The sequence below is a fragment of the Desulfatitalea alkaliphila genome (assembly GCF_022968795.1).
Taxonomy (GTDB): Bacteria; Desulfobacterota; Desulfobacteria; order Desulfobacterales; family Desulfosarcinaceae; genus Desulfatitalea; species Desulfatitalea alkaliphila.
Window position 1 is genome coordinate 116,466 of sequence record NZ_JALJRB010000009.1, and the last position, 16,042, is coordinate 132,507.

Sequence of the window (16,042 nt, forward strand, 5' to 3'; positions counted from 1 at the left end):
TGGGCCTTTTTATGCTGTTTCCCACCGGTCCGTCAAGGGCCTGTCGTTTAAAAGCGATAGGCCAAGCCGATCATCACCTCGTAAGCTTGGCGGGAAACTTCGTTGAGGCGCGTGGTATGGGTTGTGCCGTCTTTGAGGAAAAGGGTGTCGGTGCCGGCATCGGTGGACCAACGTGTGAATCGCATCTGCAGCGATCCACGCAGATACCGGGTGAGATGCAGCAGCCATTCGGCCTGAACGGTGAACCCATGGCCGTCGGCCGACTGTTCGAAGCTGCGCGGTTGCCTGAATTCGTCTCGCAGGTTCCATGTGGCCTCGGCGGAAAAGTCGGTACGAAAGTGGTACATCAGCATTAGCGTCCATTCCATGGGCGGCGGCCGATCACCTGTCGCCATCAGGGTGTAGTGCAGGTCGCAGCCCACCCAGGGCCCCCACCACAGGGCTTTGTAAGTGCTGTTCAATCCATCGAAGTTGCTGCCGCCACCTGCAATGAGTTGCCTGCCGTTGGTGATGCGAAAATTTTGTTTGTGAACGGAGAAGCCGAGCAAAGGGGCGACGAGCAGTCGTTCTTGCACGAAGTGGAAAGGATACCCGAGACCGGCCACCACATCCCAGAGCTGATCGTCATTGGTGGCGCTGATGGAGCGTGAGTACACATTGGTCCGAATCGGGCCCCGGTAGTCCGAATCCGTTACCATGCCGCTCTGGATGGCGGCATAGGCGAAATGGCCGCGACAATAGAGGTGGCGTCCGGCCCGGAGTCGGCCGCTGAGCTGGAGTTGATAACTGAAAACCTCGGTCCACTCCAGTTCGGAACGCACATTGACCGGTTCGCCGCCGTATGCACCGCTGATCGACCAGTCCAGGGAGTCGAAACGCAGACCGGCGGCCAAGCCGATGCTGCCCTGCAAATGGCCCAGAACGTTCTGCACATTGGTACGGGTTGCACCTGAGAGAACTTCCACCGATGTTTGGGCGGTACCGTCATCCCCTGCCTCAGCAAAAACGTCCGCTGCCGTTCCGTTGATGACCATGCCTGCCCAAACCGCCACTGCCAGCCAACCGCAAACGATCAACCGTCTCAACCAGATGGAACCCATTTGTCGTCTTCAGCCCTTGTTTCGCTATCGGTGCAAGATTGGTGTTTTTCGGTAAGCGCCCTTTGGTGGTGCGTCATCTTTCTCTGTACCCGCCTGCCATCATCCTCTCAGGATCCCCGCTCTTGTGACACATTCTAAACAAACAATCCAATTAATTTGAGTGGACTCGGTCGACATCGCCGCAGGCGCGGCAAGGCGGGCTTGCATAATTTGCTTTGCCGCTTACTGTTTCGGGATAATCTGTTGGTGCAACGGCCCAAGGGGAACGACAGGTTTCAACCGCATCTTGAGGGGTTGGCCTTAAATGCGTATAATCAAATACCATCGGCGGCGTTTTCACGCGCCGCGCCTTGCCCGGATAAGTGAAACGCCGTGGGTCATTGGGTGCAACCGAGACGAAGGGGCCCCCGCAATGAAGGCCTTGTTGAAAGTCATATGTCTGGTTTCATGGTTGATCTTGTCGGCCTGTTCCATCATGCCGGCAGATGTGGAGCAAACCGCACTGCCCCCCATGGATTTTCAGGAGCTGGTCCAAAACGCCCGCGCCCATCGGGGGCAGATGGTGATTGTAGGCGGCTATGTGGTCCAGGTGGAGAACCATACCGATCACACCCGTATCACCGCCTTGGAAGTCCCCCTGGGTTTTCGACGGGAGCCCGTTGAGCGGGACCGCTCCCGGGGGCGTCTGATTTTGATTTACGATGGGTTCATCGACCCCGAGGTGTACACCGAGGGCCGCAAATTCACCGCCGCTGGATACTTGCTGGGCAGCTCCGCGGTCGATCCGGAACCCGAGCCTTTTCCCTATCTGCGGATTGCCGTGGAGACGCTGCATCTGTGGTCGGAACAGCAGCCGGTGCGGTACGAACCCTATTATCGTGATCCGTGGATGTATCCCTATGGGCATCCGTGGTGGTGGCGCCATCCCTATTGGTGGTGGTAGGGCCGGCATGCGGTTGCTTGCATTACGGGTGTGTTCATGAAAGCCAACTGAGTGGAAAGGAAGATCCATGACGATGCGCAAAACGGTTCGGCAGTGTGGCCTGTGGGTGTCCTTGTTGCTGGTTCTGTCGGCTTGCGCGGCGGGAATGTCCAGTGAAGCCCGCTCCCGAATCACCCTGGAGACGCCCTTTGCCGAGTTGCAAGGGCAGCCGCAGCAGTACATGGGTGAAACGGTGATGCTGGGCGGCACCATCATCGCGTCCCAAGTGATGGACGGCACCACCGAAGTGACTGTGCTGCAGTCGGCGCTCGATCACAACGACCGGCCCTTGCAGGACGATCAATCCGCGGGGCGCTTTCTGGTGCGCACCGACCAGTTCCTCGATCCGGCCCTCTACCCCGAGGGAACGGCCATCACCGTGGTGGGCCGTTTGGTGGAGACCCAACAGCGCCTGATCGGCAGCATGCCCTATCAATATCCGGTGATCGTACCGCTGGAGATCAAAAAATGGCCCAAAGAGCAGCCGGACCGTGGACCCCGTTTCCACTTCGGGATCGGCGTGGGCACTCGTTTTTAGCGCGAGCCCTTAGCCGATCTTTCCGGATTGCTTGTCAACCGCCGGTGGCTGTAGTATGAGAATTGCATATGGAGGAGATGGCCAATGGAAATCAACGGTAAACTGCCACCTGTCTATACTCGGCAAACCGTCAACGCCGGCCTAAAACCGGCATCGACGGGAACCGCGCCGGTGGGCGGCGCGGCGCCGGAAGAGCGGGTCGCCCTCTCCGAGCGGGCGCGCGAGATGAATGCCGCCCACCAAGCCGTCAGCCGAATGCCCGAGGTGGATCTTGAGAAGGTTGCCCGCATCAAAGCACAGGTACAAGCGGGCACCTATCGGCCGGATGCTGAAGAGACGGCCGCCCGCATGCTGGCTGAATCGCTGCTGGCCACATCCTGAACGGATCGATGCGGTAACCACCCCGGGACAAGGGGCCGAACCTATGAGGGCCTGTGGTGACCCGCACCCACCGCTCACCGTTACGCCTTTCGTTCCATACCACCGATCCCCGTTGCGCTTTGAGGATCCGACATGCAAGAGATGGTCAAAACCCTCCAGCGGCAGGTGGCCGACCTCCATCTGCGTTTGGCCGAAATGGCGGCGCTGCAACAGCGGTGCGACGCGGCCGAGGCGGCCCTGGCGGAGCTGACGCACAGCACCCGCGTGCTGGGTGACAGTGCGCCCTTCGGGATATTCACCATCGATCCAACGGGCCGCATCACCGGCATCAACCGCCGGATGCGGAATCTCTTGTCTTGGCCGGGCGGCAAGGACCCCACGGGTGTCAACCTCCGGGAAATAGAGCCGATCACTGCGGCCGGCGTGGACAAGGATTTCCAGCGCTGCCTGGAGCGCAGGCATGCGGTTCTGCGGGATTGTGAGTGCCTGGACCACAACGGCAGTTGCCTCAAGCTCCGCTTTCATTTGAGCCCCATCTCCGATGATGGCGATGCGGTGCACGGCGTGATCGCCTTTGTGGAGAACCAGACCCATCTGCGGCAAGCCCAGGAGGCCGCCCAGGAGAGTGAGCAGCGTTACCGTTTGTTGTTCAAATCGTCGCCCATCGCCATGCTGGAAAGGGATGCCTCGGCGCTCAAACAAACACTGGAACAACTGCGCCTGTCGGGCATTGACGACCTGCAGGGCTATCTTCGGGACCGACCGGAAGCCGTGGTCCGCTTGATGGATCTGGTGACCACCACCGATTGTAATGATGCCTTCATTGCCCTGGTGGGCGTTCAGGACAAGACGGCGTTGATGGCCGCCCTGTCCCGGATGACCCAGGAGGGGGCCATGCAGGAGCTGGTGCGGGAAACGGTGGCGGCCGTTGCCGAGGGCCGCGTGCCGCCCGAAAGGGAGATCGCCCTCAAAACAGTACAGGGAGAAACCCGGCATGTGATCGCCCGGGCCATGGTGTTGGCCGGCCATGAAGACACCATGGCGCGGGTCGTGGTTTCCCTGGTGGACATCACTTCCCGCATGGCGGCCGAGGCGGCTTTGCGCGCCAGCGAGGAGCGACTGCGCAAACAGGCCTTGCGGGACAACCTCACCGGGCTTTTCAATCAGCGTCACCTGCACGCTTCCCTGCCCTTGCTGCTGCAATCGGCACGGGCACGCCAGGCGCCCCTTTCACTGCTGTTCATGGATTTGGACAACTTCAAATCGGTTGTCGACGCCCACGGCCATCTCAATGGCAGCCGGGCCATTCAGGAAGTGGCGGCCACCATCCAAAGCACCATCGCACCACCGGCCTACGCCGTGGCCTATGCGGGGGATGAATTCGTGGTGGTGCTGCCCGATTGTGAGCAAGGGACCGCCCTGGCCAAGGCCGGGGAGATCCAAGCCTTGATTCAAGAGACCTTCTACCTGACGCGCCAGGGCCTGGCCGTACATCTGCAAGCCAGTTGCGGCGTGGCCACCTTTCCGCATCACGCCGACACCCCGGAGTGCTTGTTGACCGCCGCCGACACGGCGCTGTTCAAGGTCAAAGGCACCGGCAAAGGCGCCGTGGCCCCCTACGCCGCCGACGCCCCGCCGGTCTGCGCCGGCCCCTGACGGCATCGGGAACGCAGATGATGAAATATCAGCTTTCCAGAATCTTGCGCGCCAATGCGTCGTTGGCATCGCCGCAGTGGGCGATACCGGTTTCCCGCGCCGTCTCCCGGTTGGCGGCGAACAGATCGTTGCGATGCAGCTGGTCGATGGTGAATTTGCGTGCACCGGCCATCAACTGCTGCAAGCCGCAGGAGAGTTTGTCGGCCAGCGTCCAGAAAGCCATGGCGCCATAGGGGATGTGTTTCATCTCGTCTTTGCCCACCTTCTTTTCGACGTCGTAGTAGCAGGCAAAAATTTCTTCGGCGGAACCGCCGATATCCCCCACGGTCCTGGGCAGTCGATCCCAGTTGCCGCTGACCGCCGCTTTGCGCTCGGGATTGAGCGCCCCTTCGATATTGGCCCCAAGGAATCCGGGGATCATCACCGCACGGCCCATGCATACCAATTTGGTGTAGGGCGCGCCCAGGGCCAGGGCTTTGAAGATGCTGTCCTCCAGCGCAAAACCGCCGGCAAAAGACAGGTCGACCACCTGCTCGCCCTTGGCCGCCAAATAAGCGGCGTATTGGTGGGCTTTGGCGTGCAGCAGGATCGACGGCACACCCCAGCTCTGCATCATGTTCCAGGGGCTCATGCCGGTGCCGCCGCCCGAGCCGTCGATGGTCAGCAGGTCCAGCTTGGCGTCGGTGGCGAACTTGATGGCCATGGCCAGTTCCTCCATGCCGTAGGAACCGGTTTTCAGGGAGATGCGTTTGAAACCCAGGCTGCGCAGGTAGGCCACGCTCTTCATGAAGTCCTCGCGCACCAAGTCGACGCGGCTGAGCTGGGTGCCCCCCAGGCGGCTGTGGCGGGCGAAGGAGCGGATGGCCCCCTTTTCAAAGGCTTGCTGTACCTCGGGCAACTCGGGATTGGGATCCACCACATAGCCGCGCTTTTTCAGGAATAGGGCGTAATCGATGCTGGTCACCTGGATCTCGCCGCCGATGTCCTTGGCGCCCTGGCCCCATTTGAGTTCGATGATGCACTTGTCGCCGTACTTCTCGGCCACATAAGCGGCCACGCCGTTGCGGGTGTCCTCCACGTTCATCTGCACGATGATGGCCCCGTAGCCGTCGAAATAGCGCAGGTAGGTATCGATGCGCCGATCCAGCTCGGGCGCCTTGGCGATCTTGCCGTTGCGGATTTCCGAGTCGCGGTCCACGCCCACCACGTTTTCACCGATGACGATGGGAATGCCCACCAGGGCGCCGCCGATGGCAAAAGCATCCCAATACTTGGCGGCCACGAAGGTCGACCCCAGGGCGCCGGTCATCAAGGGGATACGGGCCTTGGTTTTTACCTCCCGGCCGAACTCGGTGGTCAGGTCCACATTGGGAAAGATGCAGTCGTCCGGGTCGTTGGAGAGGCGGCCGTCGATGCCGTGGGCGCCGTAGGCGTACCCTTGAATGCGCAGGGCGTTGTAGGAGACCCCGACATGGGTGGTGTTGTTGGCACCGGCGGTGACGATGCCGAAGTCGCGGGGATAGAGCAATTTCCGGCCCACCAGGCTCGAGAGCCAGGTTTCACACTTGCCTTCGCAATCGGCCCGGCACAGGGTGCACAGCCCCGATTCGGCCGCGTTGCCGCGATTGACGGTGCCCAAGACATCGTTTCTTTTGTCAAAACGCATGGTTCTCACTCCTTTGAACGATGGTAACCCGGCAATATCCGGGTGGGTCCGCAGCCCCGATCATCGGAAGGAGAGGAGACAGGCGATTCGCGCCTCGGACGCAAAAAGGCGTCCGCTCCAACTGGATGGGAGCCGCAGACGCCTTTGTCTGAGTCTGTTTTTGGATTTTTCGTTCCGCACAGCCCTGTGCGGGAAGGATGCGCTTGAGCCGCTGTCGCCGTTGACATCGCGATGCGCACGAAACCTTAACTAAATAAAAAACCGGTCTGTTTTTGTCAACAAAAAATTGTTTTGTGCCGGCCGTACCGGCCTGCTCGCCGGTTTACACGCCTCTGCTTTGCAGCTCGGAGGAGAGCAGGACCGCTTCGGCCACCTGCCGCATGGAGCGCCGTGTGTCCATGCTCTGCTTTTGCAGCCAACGGTAGGCTTCCACGCCCTGCAGCCCCGTGCGTTGCATCACGATCTCCTTGGCCCGCTCGACCAGCTTGCGGGTTTCCAGTTCCTCCTGGATGACGCGCGTTTTGACCATCAATTCAGTGTTCAGGATGGCCACCGCCGCCTGGTTGGCAACGGCGGTGAGCAGGTTCACCTCGGTGTCCGAAAAAGCATAGGGCGCGCAGGTAAAGCAGTTGAGCACCCCGATCACCTTGTCGTCCTTGAGCAGCAAAGGAACGCCCACCATGGAGACCAGACCGAGATTGCGGGCCATCTCCTTTTCCTTGAAGCGGCGGTGGCGCAACACATTTTTGATGATCAGGGGCTTTTTAGTGGTGGCCACATGGCCGACCACCCCTTCGTTCAGCGCCAGGCTGCGGTCCTTCACATATTCGGGGGCGATGGACTGGGTCGCCTTGAGGCGGATGACCGGCGGGGACTGTCCTTCATCGATGAGCCATAGGGAGCAGATGGCCACGCCGGTCACTTTGGCCGTCACCATCACGATCAGTTTGAGCAGCTCCTCCAGATACAAATCGGAGGTGATGGCGTGGCTGATGTCGGTCAGCGCCTTGATGTAGTCGTCGTAGGTTCGGAATTCGGTCTTTTCCATTGCGCTCCGGGCGGTTTGATTTCTACGCAGGGTGTATTAGTTTGCGAATACGCCATATTACCCGGCTCGGGACCGAGTCGCAAGGGTTTTGACGAGCTGCAGCCAACGCCGAGAGGCCCTTGCGGCTTTACAGGACGGGCCGGATGGACGAAAATCGGGGTCGTCATTTTGATTCGTTGCAGGCCCCGAAACGGTGAGGGAGGGTTTTTTATGACTGACAATGCTTTGATCGTGGTGGATATGCTCAATGATTTCATCCGTCCAGACGGGGCGCTCTATTGCGGTCCGGGTGCCGAGGCCATTGTGCCCTTCGTGCAGCAACGGTTGGCAGCGCACCGCCGGGCGGGCGATGCGGTGATTTTTCTGCGGGATGCCCACGCCCCGGACGACAAGGAGTTCGCGCGCTTTCCACCCCACTGCGTGGCCGGCACGCCGGGCAGTCGCATCATCGACGAGCTGAAACCGAGAGACGACGAACCGGTCCTGGACAAAACCCGCTACAGCGGCTTTTACGGCACCGACCTGGCAAAGATTCTGGCGGATTACGCCCCCGCAACGGTGGAGGTGGTGGGCGTGTGCACCTCTATTTGCGTCATGGATACGGTGGGCGGATTGGCCAACAGGGATTACGCGGTGACCGTGCCCAGGGCCGGCGTGGCCGATTTCGACGAAGCGTTCCACCGGTTCGCCCTGCAGCGCATGGAGCGGCTCTATGGTGCGCGTATTGTGGACACCGCGCGATGATCGGTTGCATAACGAAATCGGCCCGCCAGCGGGAGACCCTACCTCCCTGCCGCGGGCCGGCAGTGGTTTGCGCGCCAGGGTGCGCGGCACCCCGGCGCCGGTTTACTGCACCGTAATCTTTCCGGCCTTGCGTTCTTCCGGTTTGGGCACTTCCACTTTCAACACACCGTCCTTGTAATCGGCCTTGACGGCCTCCGGATCCACATCGGCCGGAAGGGTGAAAGACCGTTCGAAGCGGCCTTGGAACCGCTCCTTGCGGTAGTAGCGCTCTTCCTGAACCTCGTTTTCCACTTTGCGCTCGCCCTTGATGGTCAGAACGCGGCCCTGTACGTCCACCGCGATATCCTCCTTGGCGACGCCGGGCAATTCGGCCTTGACCACGATGGCCTCGTCGTTTTCAAACACATCCACCGCCGGATTCCATTCCCACAGCGCCTCGCGGTCTTTGCCGGCAAGGGCCGGGAACCAGAGATCATCCAGCAGCGCGCCGAAACGGCGCTGTACATTGAACAGATCCCTTGTTGGACGCCATTTCATCAGTTCCATGGTATCTACCTCCTTTGGCAGCAAGCATTAAACTTGGCGACAACAGCCCCATTCGGGGGTGACGGCCACGCACCGGACAACCTGTCGCGGTCGCTTTTCCCGGGTGCATCTGTGGCAACCGGGGCCATCGCCTTTGATTTGAACAATGTGCATTGCCTTGTGACTGTCAATATTATTTCATTACTTTTTAACTAAGAACTAAACAATAATGTAACGGAGTTGCTTCCCCCCGGCTTCGATGATATGCGGCCATGGCGATCGTGAATTTGCGCATACCGATTCATGTGGGTACTACGAAAGGCCGTTTGAAGAATGGATTCCCTGGAGAGCATGAACATTTTCGACAGTCACTGCCACCTGGACGACAAGGGATATGAAGGGGATTTGGATGGCGTGGTGGCGCGGGCGCGTCAAGCCGGGGTGATCGCCATGATGGCGGTGGGCATCGATCTACCCACCTCGCAAAGGGCGGTGGCCCTTGCCGAGCGTTACGCGGGCATCCATGCATCGGTGGGTTTGCACCCCCACGATGCCCGAAACGGTTCGTCGGCCCTGATGGAAGACTTGAAAGCCTTGGCGGCCCACCCCAAGGTCCGGGCATGGGGTGAGACCGGCCTCGATTTCAACCGCATGCACTCCCCGCGCAAGGATCAGGAGCTTTGGTTCGAGCAGCAATTGATTTTGGGCGAAGCGCTCGGACTGCCCATGATCTTTCATGAACGGGACAGCGAGGGCCGCTTTCTCGAACTGCTGGCGGCCCACTGGACACCGGCGCGCCAGGGGGTGGTGCACTGTTTTTCGGGTACCGAGGCGGAGCTGGAGCGCTATCTGGCCATGGGGTTGCACATCGGGATCACGGGTATATTGACCATTCAGTCCAGGGGTCGGGAGTTGCGCCGCCTGGTGCGGCGCATACCGGCCGACCGGCTTCTGGTGGAGACCGATGCGCCCTATCTGACGCCGACGCCCGAACGCAACAAGTTTCGTCGCAACGAGCCGGCCTTCGTGCGCACGGTGCTGCTCAAGCTGGCGGAGGTGCGCCAGGAAACGCCGGAGACGTTGGCGCTGACGGTGTGGCGCAACACCTGCCGCTTGTACGGAGTGGCGGAGCACTGAACACGGGGGCGCCGCAGGAGGCCCATCAGATGGGCGCGCTCGACCGCCCGGGCTACGATTGGATCGACAGCGGCTTTGTGACCGGGGTCACGGTCAGGCCGGGGAGGGTCCCACAGGCCAAGACGAAAGCCTGTAAAAGCCATCTCGGGCTTGCGACCTGTTCAAGCCGGCCTTTCAGCGGCCAAGGCGCCGACGGTGGTTTGCAGCAAATCGTCGTCCCAATAGAGGGTCACGGGGGTGGCATCCGTTGCCAGCGCTTGGCAGGCGGCCTTTGTTTGCGGATCGCCCATGGCGCCGCCGGCCAGTACCGCGAGCGCGCGCAAGCGGTTGTCGGGGGATGATAGAAAGGGCCGCAGGAAGGCGGCCGCTTCCTGGACCAACGCCGGCCGGGTGTGCCCCAGCCGGGCGACGGCCCACAAAACACCGGCTTGCAATCCTTCGTGTTCCAGATGGTTGCCGTGGGGATTGAGATAGGAGATGAGAATCCGGGCGTATTCGCCGGCCAGGCGCTCGCTGCGGGCCATGATCTCGCCCATGGCTTCGGGTGCGCCCCAGCCGATGCCCCCCGACTCATCGTTGAGGTGCCACATCAACCGCCGCATGATCACCCGCGCCCCCTCCGTATCGTGATCGGCCAACCGCGCCGTGACCACACCCATGGCGGTCACGGCACGCCAGCGCACTTGCGGATCCCCGTGGTGCAGCAGGCCGAAAAGGGGGTTGATCACCCGCCGGGCCGGCAATGCCGCGATGGCGCGCATCGCCGCCTGCTGGTCCGCCTGCCCCATCAGATCGAGCACCTTTTGCTTCAGTTGCCGATAGCCCATGGCGGTTCAGAAGGTGATGATCTCGTAGCCCGCTTCCCGATAACGGGCCATGCCGGGGTGGCCGTTCATATCGTCCAGCAGGGCCAGCCCTTGGGCTTCGGCCGCTTGAAGTGTGCCCATCTTTTTGGAACAGGCCCGGCACACCCCTTCCACCAGACCGGCCGATTTCACCTTTTCCCACAAGGGGTGCAGGGGATGGTCCCCAGCGGCCAACGGTTCGATCAAGGCGGTGGCGGACCCTTCCACCACGATGCCGGCCCGACCGCCGCGGGCCTGGATGTCCAGGGCGTTGAGCAGTACGTGAATAAAACACATGGGATCACCGTTGAAAACGAACAGGGCTATGGATGGCATGGGGCTTGGTCTCCTTCCTCCCAAGAGATGGCATCCTCCGGGCAATATTTGATGGCTTCCGCCACCAGGTCAACGGGATAGTCCGCCAGATCGGCCACCTCGATGTAACCGGCGTCGTTGAGCGCAAACACCTCGGGGCAAACCGCCACACACCCCATGCAGAGGGTGCAGGCGGCCAGGTCCACCACCGGACGGGTCAATCCGCCACCTCATCGCAAATCCGGCGGCCGATGGCGCGGCCGAAGGCGTAGCTCTCCTCCAGGGCGGGGGTGTCGGGCACATACTGGTGTCGCACCGGGTCCATCACCTCGAACTGCATGGCCGCCAGCTCCTTGGCGACCAGCTTGGGCGCTTCCCCGCTCCAGCCGTAGGAGCCGAAGGCCGCGCCGATCTTGCCCTGGGGCTTGAGCCCTTTCATATAGGTCAGAAAATCGCTGACCGTGGGAAAGAGGCCATTGTTCAGCGTTGGCGAGCCCACCACCACCGCCTTGGCGTCCAGCACTTCGGTGAGTACGTCGCTGCGGTGCCACTTGCGCAGATACATGGGACGCACGGCCACCCCTTCAGCGTACAAGCCCGCCGCGACGGCATCGGCCATGCGCTCGGTACTGTGCCACATGGTGTCGTAGACCACCACCGCCTTGCGCTTGGGTTGCTGTTTGGACCAGCGCACGTAGGCCTCGATGATTTTGCCCGGTTCCGTGCGCCACAATATCCCATGATCGGGACAGATCATGCGCAGCGGGAGCCCCATTTGGGTCACCTTGTCCACCAGTTTGAGAATCAGGGGCGCATAGGGCAACAGGATGTTGGCGAAATATTTCTTGGCATGGGGCATGATGGCGTCGCCGACCACGTCATCGAACTTTTCGAAACCGGCATAGTGTTGGCCGAAGGCATCGCTGGACAGCAGGATCTCGTCTTCCTTGATGTAGGTGAACATGCTGTCCGGCCAATGGAGCATGCGGGTCTCCAGGAAGGCCAGGGTGCGGCGGCCCAGCTTCAGCTCCTGGCCGTCGCCGACCGGCTGGTAGTTCAGCGGTTGGGAAAAGTGCAGCGACAGATTCTTGTGCCCCATCTTGGAGCAGTAGACCGGCTTGTCGGCGCCGATGCGGTGCATCACCCGGGCCAGGCTGCCGGAGTGGTCCATTTCCGTATGGTTACTGATCATGTAGTCGATCTTTTGCGGATCGATCACCTGTTGGATGTTGGCGATCAACTGGTCGGTGAACGGTTTTTTCACCGTGTCCACCAGGGCCACCTTTTCATCCACGATCAAAAAGGCATTGTAGCTGGTTCCCAGGGGGGTGGAGTATCCGTGAAAATCCTGGATGTTCCAATCGTTGACCCCCACATCATAGATCCCCTTGGCGATTTCAACAGGTTTCATGGCGTTGTTTCCTTGGAATGAGGATGCCCTTTTCACCCGGGGCGAAAAGGGCATGCGGTGCAACGGATGGGCGACTACTCTTCTTTTTCGAACTCCGATTTGGCGGCGCCGCAGACCGGGCACTCCCAATCGTCGGGCAGGTCCTCGAATTTGGTGCCGGCCGCCACGCCGTTGTCCGGATCGCCCTGTTCGGGGTCGTACACATAGCCGCAGATGGTGCAAACATAACGGTCCATTACAGTTCTCCTGTTTGTTTGGGTGGTAAATCGGGATGCTGGTTCAGAAAGTCGATCACTTTTTCCTCGATGGTGTCGCGCACCTGTCGCACGAAATCGATCTCCTTGCCGGCCGGATCGGGCAGATCCCAATCCAGGCGCAGGGTGCCGGGCAGATGGGGGCAGGCCTCGCCGCAGCCCATGGTGACCAAGGCTGCCGGGGGGCTGCCGTCCAGGGCCCCGTCCAGAAGACGGGGCGTGCTGAATCCCATATCGATGCCTTTTTCCGCCATGGCCGCCACCATGACCGGGTTGACCGCGGCGGCCGGTGCGCTGCCGGCGCTGATGACATCCAGCCGATCTCCGGCGTGGATACGGGCAAAGGCCGCCGCCATGCGGCTGCGGCCGGCATTTTCGCGACAGGCGAAGATCACCTTGGGCCGTCCGGCAAGGCCGTCGGCCAGTTGGTCGGCCGCCGCCGCCACATCCTCGGCCAGGGAGGGCAGTTCCATGATTTGCCCCCGCTTTTCGATGTGCCGATAGGTCAGGCTGCCTGCATAGCGGGCCGCCACCGCATCGAAGAAATATTTGGCCGTCAGGTGAATACCGTCGAAAAGCTGTTTGCCGCCCGTGGCGCCAACGGAGAGCAGAAAGCCACGACGAAGGTTGTGGCGCGAATCGTTGAGCTTGAGCAGGTGTTTGCGCGCCCAAAGGGTCTGGCAGCGATCGATCAAGGCCTTGAGCTGGGCGCTGACGCCATAGAAGAAGACCGGCGAGGCCAGGATCACCAGGTCGGCATCCCGCAGCAGACCGTAGATCTCCTTGTGCATGTCGTCGTCGATGGGGCAGGTGCCTTTGGTTTCGCAAACCGTGAGCTCCTTGCACGGTTCGATGTGTCGGCGACAGACATCGATGGTTTGCGTTTCCATGCCCAGACCGGCCAGCCGGTCCATGAACAGCGACAGTAATTGATCGGTGTTGCCTTTTTTGCGCGGGCTGCCGAGAAGACCTATTGCGCGCATCGATAACGCCCTTTCCCTGTGCGAGGAGGGTCGGTCCCCGCCGTATGCCTTGTTGTCTCAGCCCCTTGCCGATTGCCACAACAGGTGGCGGCCCGGCCGGGGTCGCGATTCGGAGATTGACAGGGTGCGCCGACACGCCCCCGTCGCCGATGTTCGCTTACGCGGCGCCATCCAAGGTGCATTGTGTGAAATCGATGGGCTCGCCGCAACTGTCGCACTTGTGCGATTTGTCGAACTCATCCGAGAAGATCTCTTTTGCAGCGCCGCATTTAGGGCATTTGCACTCGAAGGATTTGAGGTTTTTAAACGATTCGAATCCGGGGCAATGTTGCGGGGTCGTCATCCGGGCCTCCTTTTTTGCGCTGCCATGCGCAGCTTCGGGATGGTTATTTGATGCGCTGGTCCTTGCCGTCGAATTGGCAGTCAGGGGTGTAACAGGTGTTGTCCAAAAATTCGCATGCCTCCTTGCAGGAGGGGCAGCGTTCCGGAGGCGTCTCGGCCTCCAGTTCATAACCACAGTTGCCGCATTTCCAGTTGGCCATGGGGTCCTCCTTGTACTCTGATGAAATGGGCGCCCGACCGGAAGGAAGCCTCGGGCTCCCTTCCGGTGCGCCACGCTCAAAAACCTGATGGATCGGGTCAGGGTCGGCCTAGTTGGCCTTCCACAGACCGTGCAGATTGCAATACTCCCGGGCGGTGATGTCGTTGGCAGTGACCATGAAGGTCGCCTCCGGAGTTTCGCCCGGTTTGAGGAACTGGCGGTAAGCCTTGCCGTCGGCAATGATTTCGATCCATTCGATGTAGTGTTTCTCTTCCATGGGGTGCGCCACGCTGCCGACCTTCACCTTGACGCCGCCGTCGATCTTTTCGATGACCGGTACATGCTTCTCCTTGGCCGCATCCACCGTGTTCTCTTTCATGCAGACCATGGGTTGACCACAGCAGACCAATTGTCCGGGACCGGCATGCAATACTTCCACGATGTTGCCGCAAACTTCACATTTATAAACTTCCAGCCGTTCGGTCATTTCAAAAACCTCCTTTGGTTGTTTGGGTATGTAATCCGGCTTGAATCGCCGGCGTCTATTGCGCGCAAGAGCGCGCATTGAATCGGTGGACTACCAATTCTCTCCCAGAAGCTCAAAATGGGCTTGGGGATGGGCGCAGGCCGGGCACATTTGAGGCGCTTCCAGTCCCTGATGCAGATAGCCGCAATTGCGGCAACGCCACACCACCGGTTCGCCCCGCTTGAAAACGCTTCCGGCGGCGATATTGGCGGCCAGGTCGAGATAGCGTTTTTCATGCTGCTTTTCGGCCACGGACACGGCATCCCAAACCATGGCGATGGCCTCGAATCCTTCTTCGCGGGCGATTTTGGCGAATCCGGGGTACATTTCGGTGTGTTCATGGTGCTCGCCGGCGGCGGCCATCTTGAGATTTTCCAGGGTGCCGGCGATGACGCCCGCCGGGAAAGCACCCACGATCTCCACTTCGCCGCCTTCGAGGAACTTGAAGAAGCGCTTGGCGTGCTCTTTTTCCTGGTTGGCGGTTTCTTCGAATATATCCGCAATCTGCACGTAACCATCCTTACGGGCCTGGCCGGCGAAATAGGTGTATCGGGTCCGGGCTTGAGACTCACCGGCAAACGACAGCAACAGGTTTTTTTCGGTTCGGGTGCCTTTCAATGATGACACTAGTCAACCTCCTTTTCGATGTCTGGGTTCGGGTTGGTTGGTTTTTCCTCAAGCTCCAGCCACCATCCTTTGGCCTGGTGGCGTCTCTTTTCTTCTTCGGCAATACGCAACAGTTTGTAGGCCGCATCGCGCAGCATCCCGTACAGCACCCCGCAGCCCACATCCTCCCGGTCGGCATCCCCCTGGTCGGCAAGCCGCATCATCTCCCGAGTGAGCCGAATGGTTTGCTGGATATTATAATCACAAGGTCGCGCCACGCAACGTTCTCCCACAAAGGGTGCTGAATCGGTTGAGGATCGTTGCGCATTGTCATATCAAAACCCGTGCCAAACGCCACCGCAACGCCCTTTTCGGCTGCGGTGGCGATGATGCGCGGACGAATCAGGGCTTTGTGAGGGCTGCCGGTGAGCGTTCGGGCGCCGTTTCATTGCGGCACTCAATGATACGCCATCCCCGTGGCAGCGCCATGGCACCGGTGTCCCTTATGCTTGCAAGGTCTTGAAACAATGAACAATAAAGAGTGTTTCGAAAATCCCGTTGCCGGTTTTGAGACACATCTGTCTCGCAATACAGTGGGGCCGGGGTGTGGCGGCGCAGAACGGTGGTAGAAGAAAAGTGGTTCATGAACGCACAAACGTATGTCCACCGTGCTGAGCATTGTTTGTCAAAGCTATCATAGAGATGCGGCAGTGGCAAGGAAGGCAACCGGATTTTCAGCCGATAAAGCATGGCACCCATGTTGCAGAATGCGTGGTCAGTGCCC

The 16,042-nt window shown here is 60.4% G+C and carries 21 protein-coding genes; 6 read left to right on the plus strand and 15 right to left on the minus strand.

Going from position 1 to position 16,042, the window contains the following annotated elements; translation table 11 throughout:
- Positions 1-47: 47 nt before the first annotated feature.
- The gene (locus tag MRX98_RS10255; RefSeq protein ID WP_246906863.1) at positions 48-1,100 is read right to left on the minus strand and encodes a hypothetical protein; all 1,053 of its coding nucleotides are present in this window, start codon (positions 1,098-1,100) and stop codon (positions 48-50) included.
- A 412-nt stretch (positions 1,101-1,512) separates the two neighbouring features.
- On the opposite strand from MRX98_RS10255, the gene MRX98_RS10260 reads away from it, so the two are divergent.
- The 4 genes from MRX98_RS10260 (at position 1,513) to MRX98_RS10275 (ending at position 4,657) form a co-directional block, all read left to right on the plus strand.
- Positions 1,513-2,043, plus strand: a complete 531-nt coding sequence (locus tag MRX98_RS10260) for a Slp family lipoprotein (protein ID WP_246906865.1) — start codon at positions 1,513-1,515, stop codon at positions 2,041-2,043.
- Between the two features lie 67 nt (positions 2,044-2,110).
- Positions 2,111-2,620 carry a Slp family lipoprotein gene (locus MRX98_RS10265; RefSeq protein WP_246906867.1) on the plus strand — a complete coding sequence of 170 codons (510 nt, stop codon included), beginning with the start codon at positions 2,111-2,113 and terminating at the stop codon, positions 2,618-2,620.
- A gap of 84 nt (positions 2,621-2,704) precedes the next feature.
- Complete coding sequence (gene flgM, locus MRX98_RS10270) at positions 2,705-3,001, plus strand: flagellar biosynthesis anti-sigma factor FlgM (protein ID WP_246906875.1); 297 nt, start codon at positions 2,705-2,707, stop codon at positions 2,999-3,001.
- Between the two features lie 132 nt (positions 3,002-3,133).
- Complete coding sequence (locus MRX98_RS10275) at positions 3,134-4,657, plus strand: sensor domain-containing diguanylate cyclase (protein WP_246906877.1); 1,524 nt, start codon at positions 3,134-3,136, stop codon at positions 4,655-4,657.
- Positions 4,658-4,685: 28 nt separating this feature from the next.
- Here MRX98_RS10275 and MRX98_RS10280 read toward each other — a convergent pair whose 3' ends face one another.
- A complete protein-coding gene (locus MRX98_RS10280) occupies positions 4,686-6,323 on the minus strand; it encodes a glutamate synthase-related protein (protein ID WP_246906879.1) in 1,638 nt (545 codons plus the stop codon).
- A gap of 322 nt (positions 6,324-6,645) precedes the next feature.
- On the minus strand, positions 6,646-7,371 hold the full coding sequence (locus MRX98_RS10285; RefSeq protein ID WP_246906881.1) for a GAF and ANTAR domain-containing protein: 726 nt from the start codon (positions 7,369-7,371) through the stop codon (positions 6,646-6,648).
- Between the two features lie 210 nt (positions 7,372-7,581).
- Here MRX98_RS10285 and MRX98_RS10290 point away from each other — a divergent pair, with 210 nt between their 5' ends.
- Positions 7,582-8,115, plus strand: coding sequence for a cysteine hydrolase family protein (locus MRX98_RS10290; RefSeq protein ID WP_246906883.1), 534 nt, complete (start codon positions 7,582-7,584; stop codon positions 8,113-8,115).
- Positions 8,116-8,217: 102 nt separating this feature from the next.
- Here the strand turns inward: MRX98_RS10290 and MRX98_RS10295 are convergent, their stop codons facing one another.
- The gene (locus MRX98_RS10295; RefSeq protein ID WP_246906885.1) at positions 8,218-8,661 is read right to left on the minus strand and encodes an Hsp20/alpha crystallin family protein; all 444 of its coding nucleotides are present in this window, start codon (positions 8,659-8,661) and stop codon (positions 8,218-8,220) included.
- A gap of 312 nt (positions 8,662-8,973) precedes the next feature.
- Between MRX98_RS10295 and MRX98_RS10300 the strand changes: the two genes are divergently transcribed.
- Positions 8,974-9,777 carry a TatD family hydrolase gene (locus MRX98_RS10300; RefSeq protein WP_246906887.1) on the plus strand — a complete coding sequence of 268 codons (804 nt, stop codon included), beginning with the start codon at positions 8,974-8,976 and terminating at the stop codon, positions 9,775-9,777.
- Between the two features lie 161 nt (positions 9,778-9,938).
- Here MRX98_RS10300 and MRX98_RS10305 read toward each other — a convergent pair whose 3' ends face one another.
- From MRX98_RS10305 to MRX98_RS10355, 11 genes are all read right to left on the minus strand, one after another.
- The gene (locus MRX98_RS10305) at positions 9,939-10,604 is read right to left on the minus strand and encodes a DVU0298 family protein (RefSeq protein ID WP_246906889.1); all 666 of its coding nucleotides are present in this window, start codon (positions 10,602-10,604) and stop codon (positions 9,939-9,941) included.
- A gap of 6 nt (positions 10,605-10,610) precedes the next feature.
- A complete protein-coding gene (locus MRX98_RS10310; RefSeq protein WP_246906891.1) occupies positions 10,611-10,958 on the minus strand; it encodes a cytoplasmic protein in 348 nt (115 codons plus the stop codon).
- Positions 10,946-11,158: a ferredoxin gene (locus MRX98_RS10315; RefSeq protein WP_246906894.1), complete on the minus strand. Its 213-nt coding sequence runs from the start codon at positions 11,156-11,158 to the stop codon at positions 10,946-10,948. Before MRX98_RS10315 ends, MRX98_RS10310 begins: the two co-directional genes overlap by 13 nt.
- Positions 11,155-12,348 (minus strand): FprA family A-type flavoprotein, encoded by a 1,194-nt coding sequence (locus MRX98_RS10320; protein ID WP_246906896.1) that lies wholly within the window; start codon positions 12,346-12,348, stop codon positions 11,155-11,157. Before MRX98_RS10320 ends, MRX98_RS10315 begins: the two co-directional genes overlap by 4 nt.
- A gap of 74 nt (positions 12,349-12,422) precedes the next feature.
- Complete coding sequence (gene rd / locus MRX98_RS10325) at positions 12,423-12,584, minus strand: rubredoxin (RefSeq protein WP_246906898.1); 162 nt, start codon at positions 12,582-12,584, stop codon at positions 12,423-12,425.
- Complete coding sequence (locus MRX98_RS10330) at positions 12,584-13,585, minus strand: NAD(P)H-dependent oxidoreductase (RefSeq protein WP_246906900.1); 1,002 nt, start codon at positions 13,583-13,585, stop codon at positions 12,584-12,586. The genes rd and MRX98_RS10330 overlap by 1 nt, the downstream gene beginning before the upstream one ends.
- 157 nt (positions 13,586-13,742) lie before the next feature.
- Complete coding sequence (locus MRX98_RS10335; protein ID WP_246906902.1) at positions 13,743-13,928, minus strand: hypothetical protein; 186 nt, start codon at positions 13,926-13,928, stop codon at positions 13,743-13,745.
- A gap of 43 nt (positions 13,929-13,971) precedes the next feature.
- The gene (locus MRX98_RS10340) at positions 13,972-14,127 is read right to left on the minus strand and encodes a rubredoxin-like domain-containing protein (protein WP_246906904.1); all 156 of its coding nucleotides are present in this window, start codon (positions 14,125-14,127) and stop codon (positions 13,972-13,974) included.
- Between the two features lie 108 nt (positions 14,128-14,235).
- Entirely contained in the window at positions 14,236-14,613 is a 378-nt protein-coding gene (locus MRX98_RS10345; RefSeq protein ID WP_246906906.1) for a desulfoferrodoxin, read from the minus strand.
- Positions 14,614-14,703: 90 nt separating this feature from the next.
- Positions 14,704-15,279 (minus strand): rubrerythrin, encoded by a 576-nt coding sequence (gene rbr / locus MRX98_RS10350; protein WP_246906908.1) that lies wholly within the window; start codon positions 15,277-15,279, stop codon positions 14,704-14,706.
- The gene (locus MRX98_RS10355; protein ID WP_246906911.1) at positions 15,279-15,536 is read right to left on the minus strand and encodes a hypothetical protein; all 258 of its coding nucleotides are present in this window, start codon (positions 15,534-15,536) and stop codon (positions 15,279-15,281) included. The genes rbr and MRX98_RS10355 overlap by 1 nt, the downstream gene beginning before the upstream one ends.
- Positions 15,537-16,042 lie beyond the last annotated feature (506 nt).

Coding starts and splice junctions, on each gene's coding strand:
- MRX98_RS10255 (WP_246906863.1), bottom strand. CDS start 1,100: ATGGGTTCCATCTGGTTGAGACGGTTGATCGTTTGCGGTTGGCTGGCA.
- MRX98_RS10260 (WP_246906865.1), top strand. CDS start 1,513: ATGAAGGCCTTGTTGAAAGTCATATGTCTGGTTTCATGGTTGATCTTG.
- MRX98_RS10265 (WP_246906867.1), top strand. CDS start 2,111: ATGACGATGCGCAAAACGGTTCGGCAGTGTGGCCTGTGGGTGTCCTTG.
- flgM (WP_246906875.1), top strand. CDS start 2,705: ATGGAAATCAACGGTAAACTGCCACCTGTCTATACTCGGCAAACCGTC.
- MRX98_RS10275 (WP_246906877.1), top strand. CDS start 3,134: ATGCAAGAGATGGTCAAAACCCTCCAGCGGCAGGTGGCCGACCTCCAT.
- MRX98_RS10280 (WP_246906879.1), bottom strand. CDS start 6,323: ATGCGTTTTGACAAAAGAAACGATGTCTTGGGCACCGTCAATCGCGGC.
- MRX98_RS10285 (WP_246906881.1), bottom strand. CDS start 7,371: ATGGAAAAGACCGAATTCCGAACCTACGACGACTACATCAAGGCGCTG.
- MRX98_RS10290 (WP_246906883.1), top strand. CDS start 7,582: ATGACTGACAATGCTTTGATCGTGGTGGATATGCTCAATGATTTCATC.
- MRX98_RS10295 (WP_246906885.1), bottom strand. CDS start 8,661: ATGGAACTGATGAAATGGCGTCCAACAAGGGATCTGTTCAATGTACAG.
- MRX98_RS10300 (WP_246906887.1), top strand. CDS start 8,974: ATGGATTCCCTGGAGAGCATGAACATTTTCGACAGTCACTGCCACCTG.
- MRX98_RS10305 (WP_246906889.1), bottom strand. CDS start 10,604: ATGGGCTATCGGCAACTGAAGCAAAAGGTGCTCGATCTGATGGGGCAG.
- MRX98_RS10310 (WP_246906891.1), bottom strand. CDS start 10,958: ATGCCATCCATAGCCCTGTTCGTTTTCAACGGTGATCCCATGTGTTTT.
- MRX98_RS10320 (WP_246906896.1), bottom strand. CDS start 12,348: ATGAAACCTGTTGAAATCGCCAAGGGGATCTATGATGTGGGGGTCAAC.
- rd (WP_246906898.1), bottom strand. CDS start 12,584: ATGGACCGTTATGTTTGCACCATCTGCGGCTATGTGTACGACCCCGAA.
- MRX98_RS10330 (WP_246906900.1), bottom strand. CDS start 13,585: ATGCGCGCAATAGGTCTTCTCGGCAGCCCGCGCAAAAAAGGCAACACC.
- MRX98_RS10335 (WP_246906902.1), bottom strand. CDS start 13,928: ATGACGACCCCGCAACATTGCCCCGGATTCGAATCGTTTAAAAACCTC.
- MRX98_RS10340 (WP_246906904.1), bottom strand. CDS start 14,127: ATGGCCAACTGGAAATGCGGCAACTGTGGTTATGAACTGGAGGCCGAG.
- MRX98_RS10345 (WP_246906906.1), bottom strand. CDS start 14,613: ATGACCGAACGGCTGGAAGTTTATAAATGTGAAGTTTGCGGCAACATC.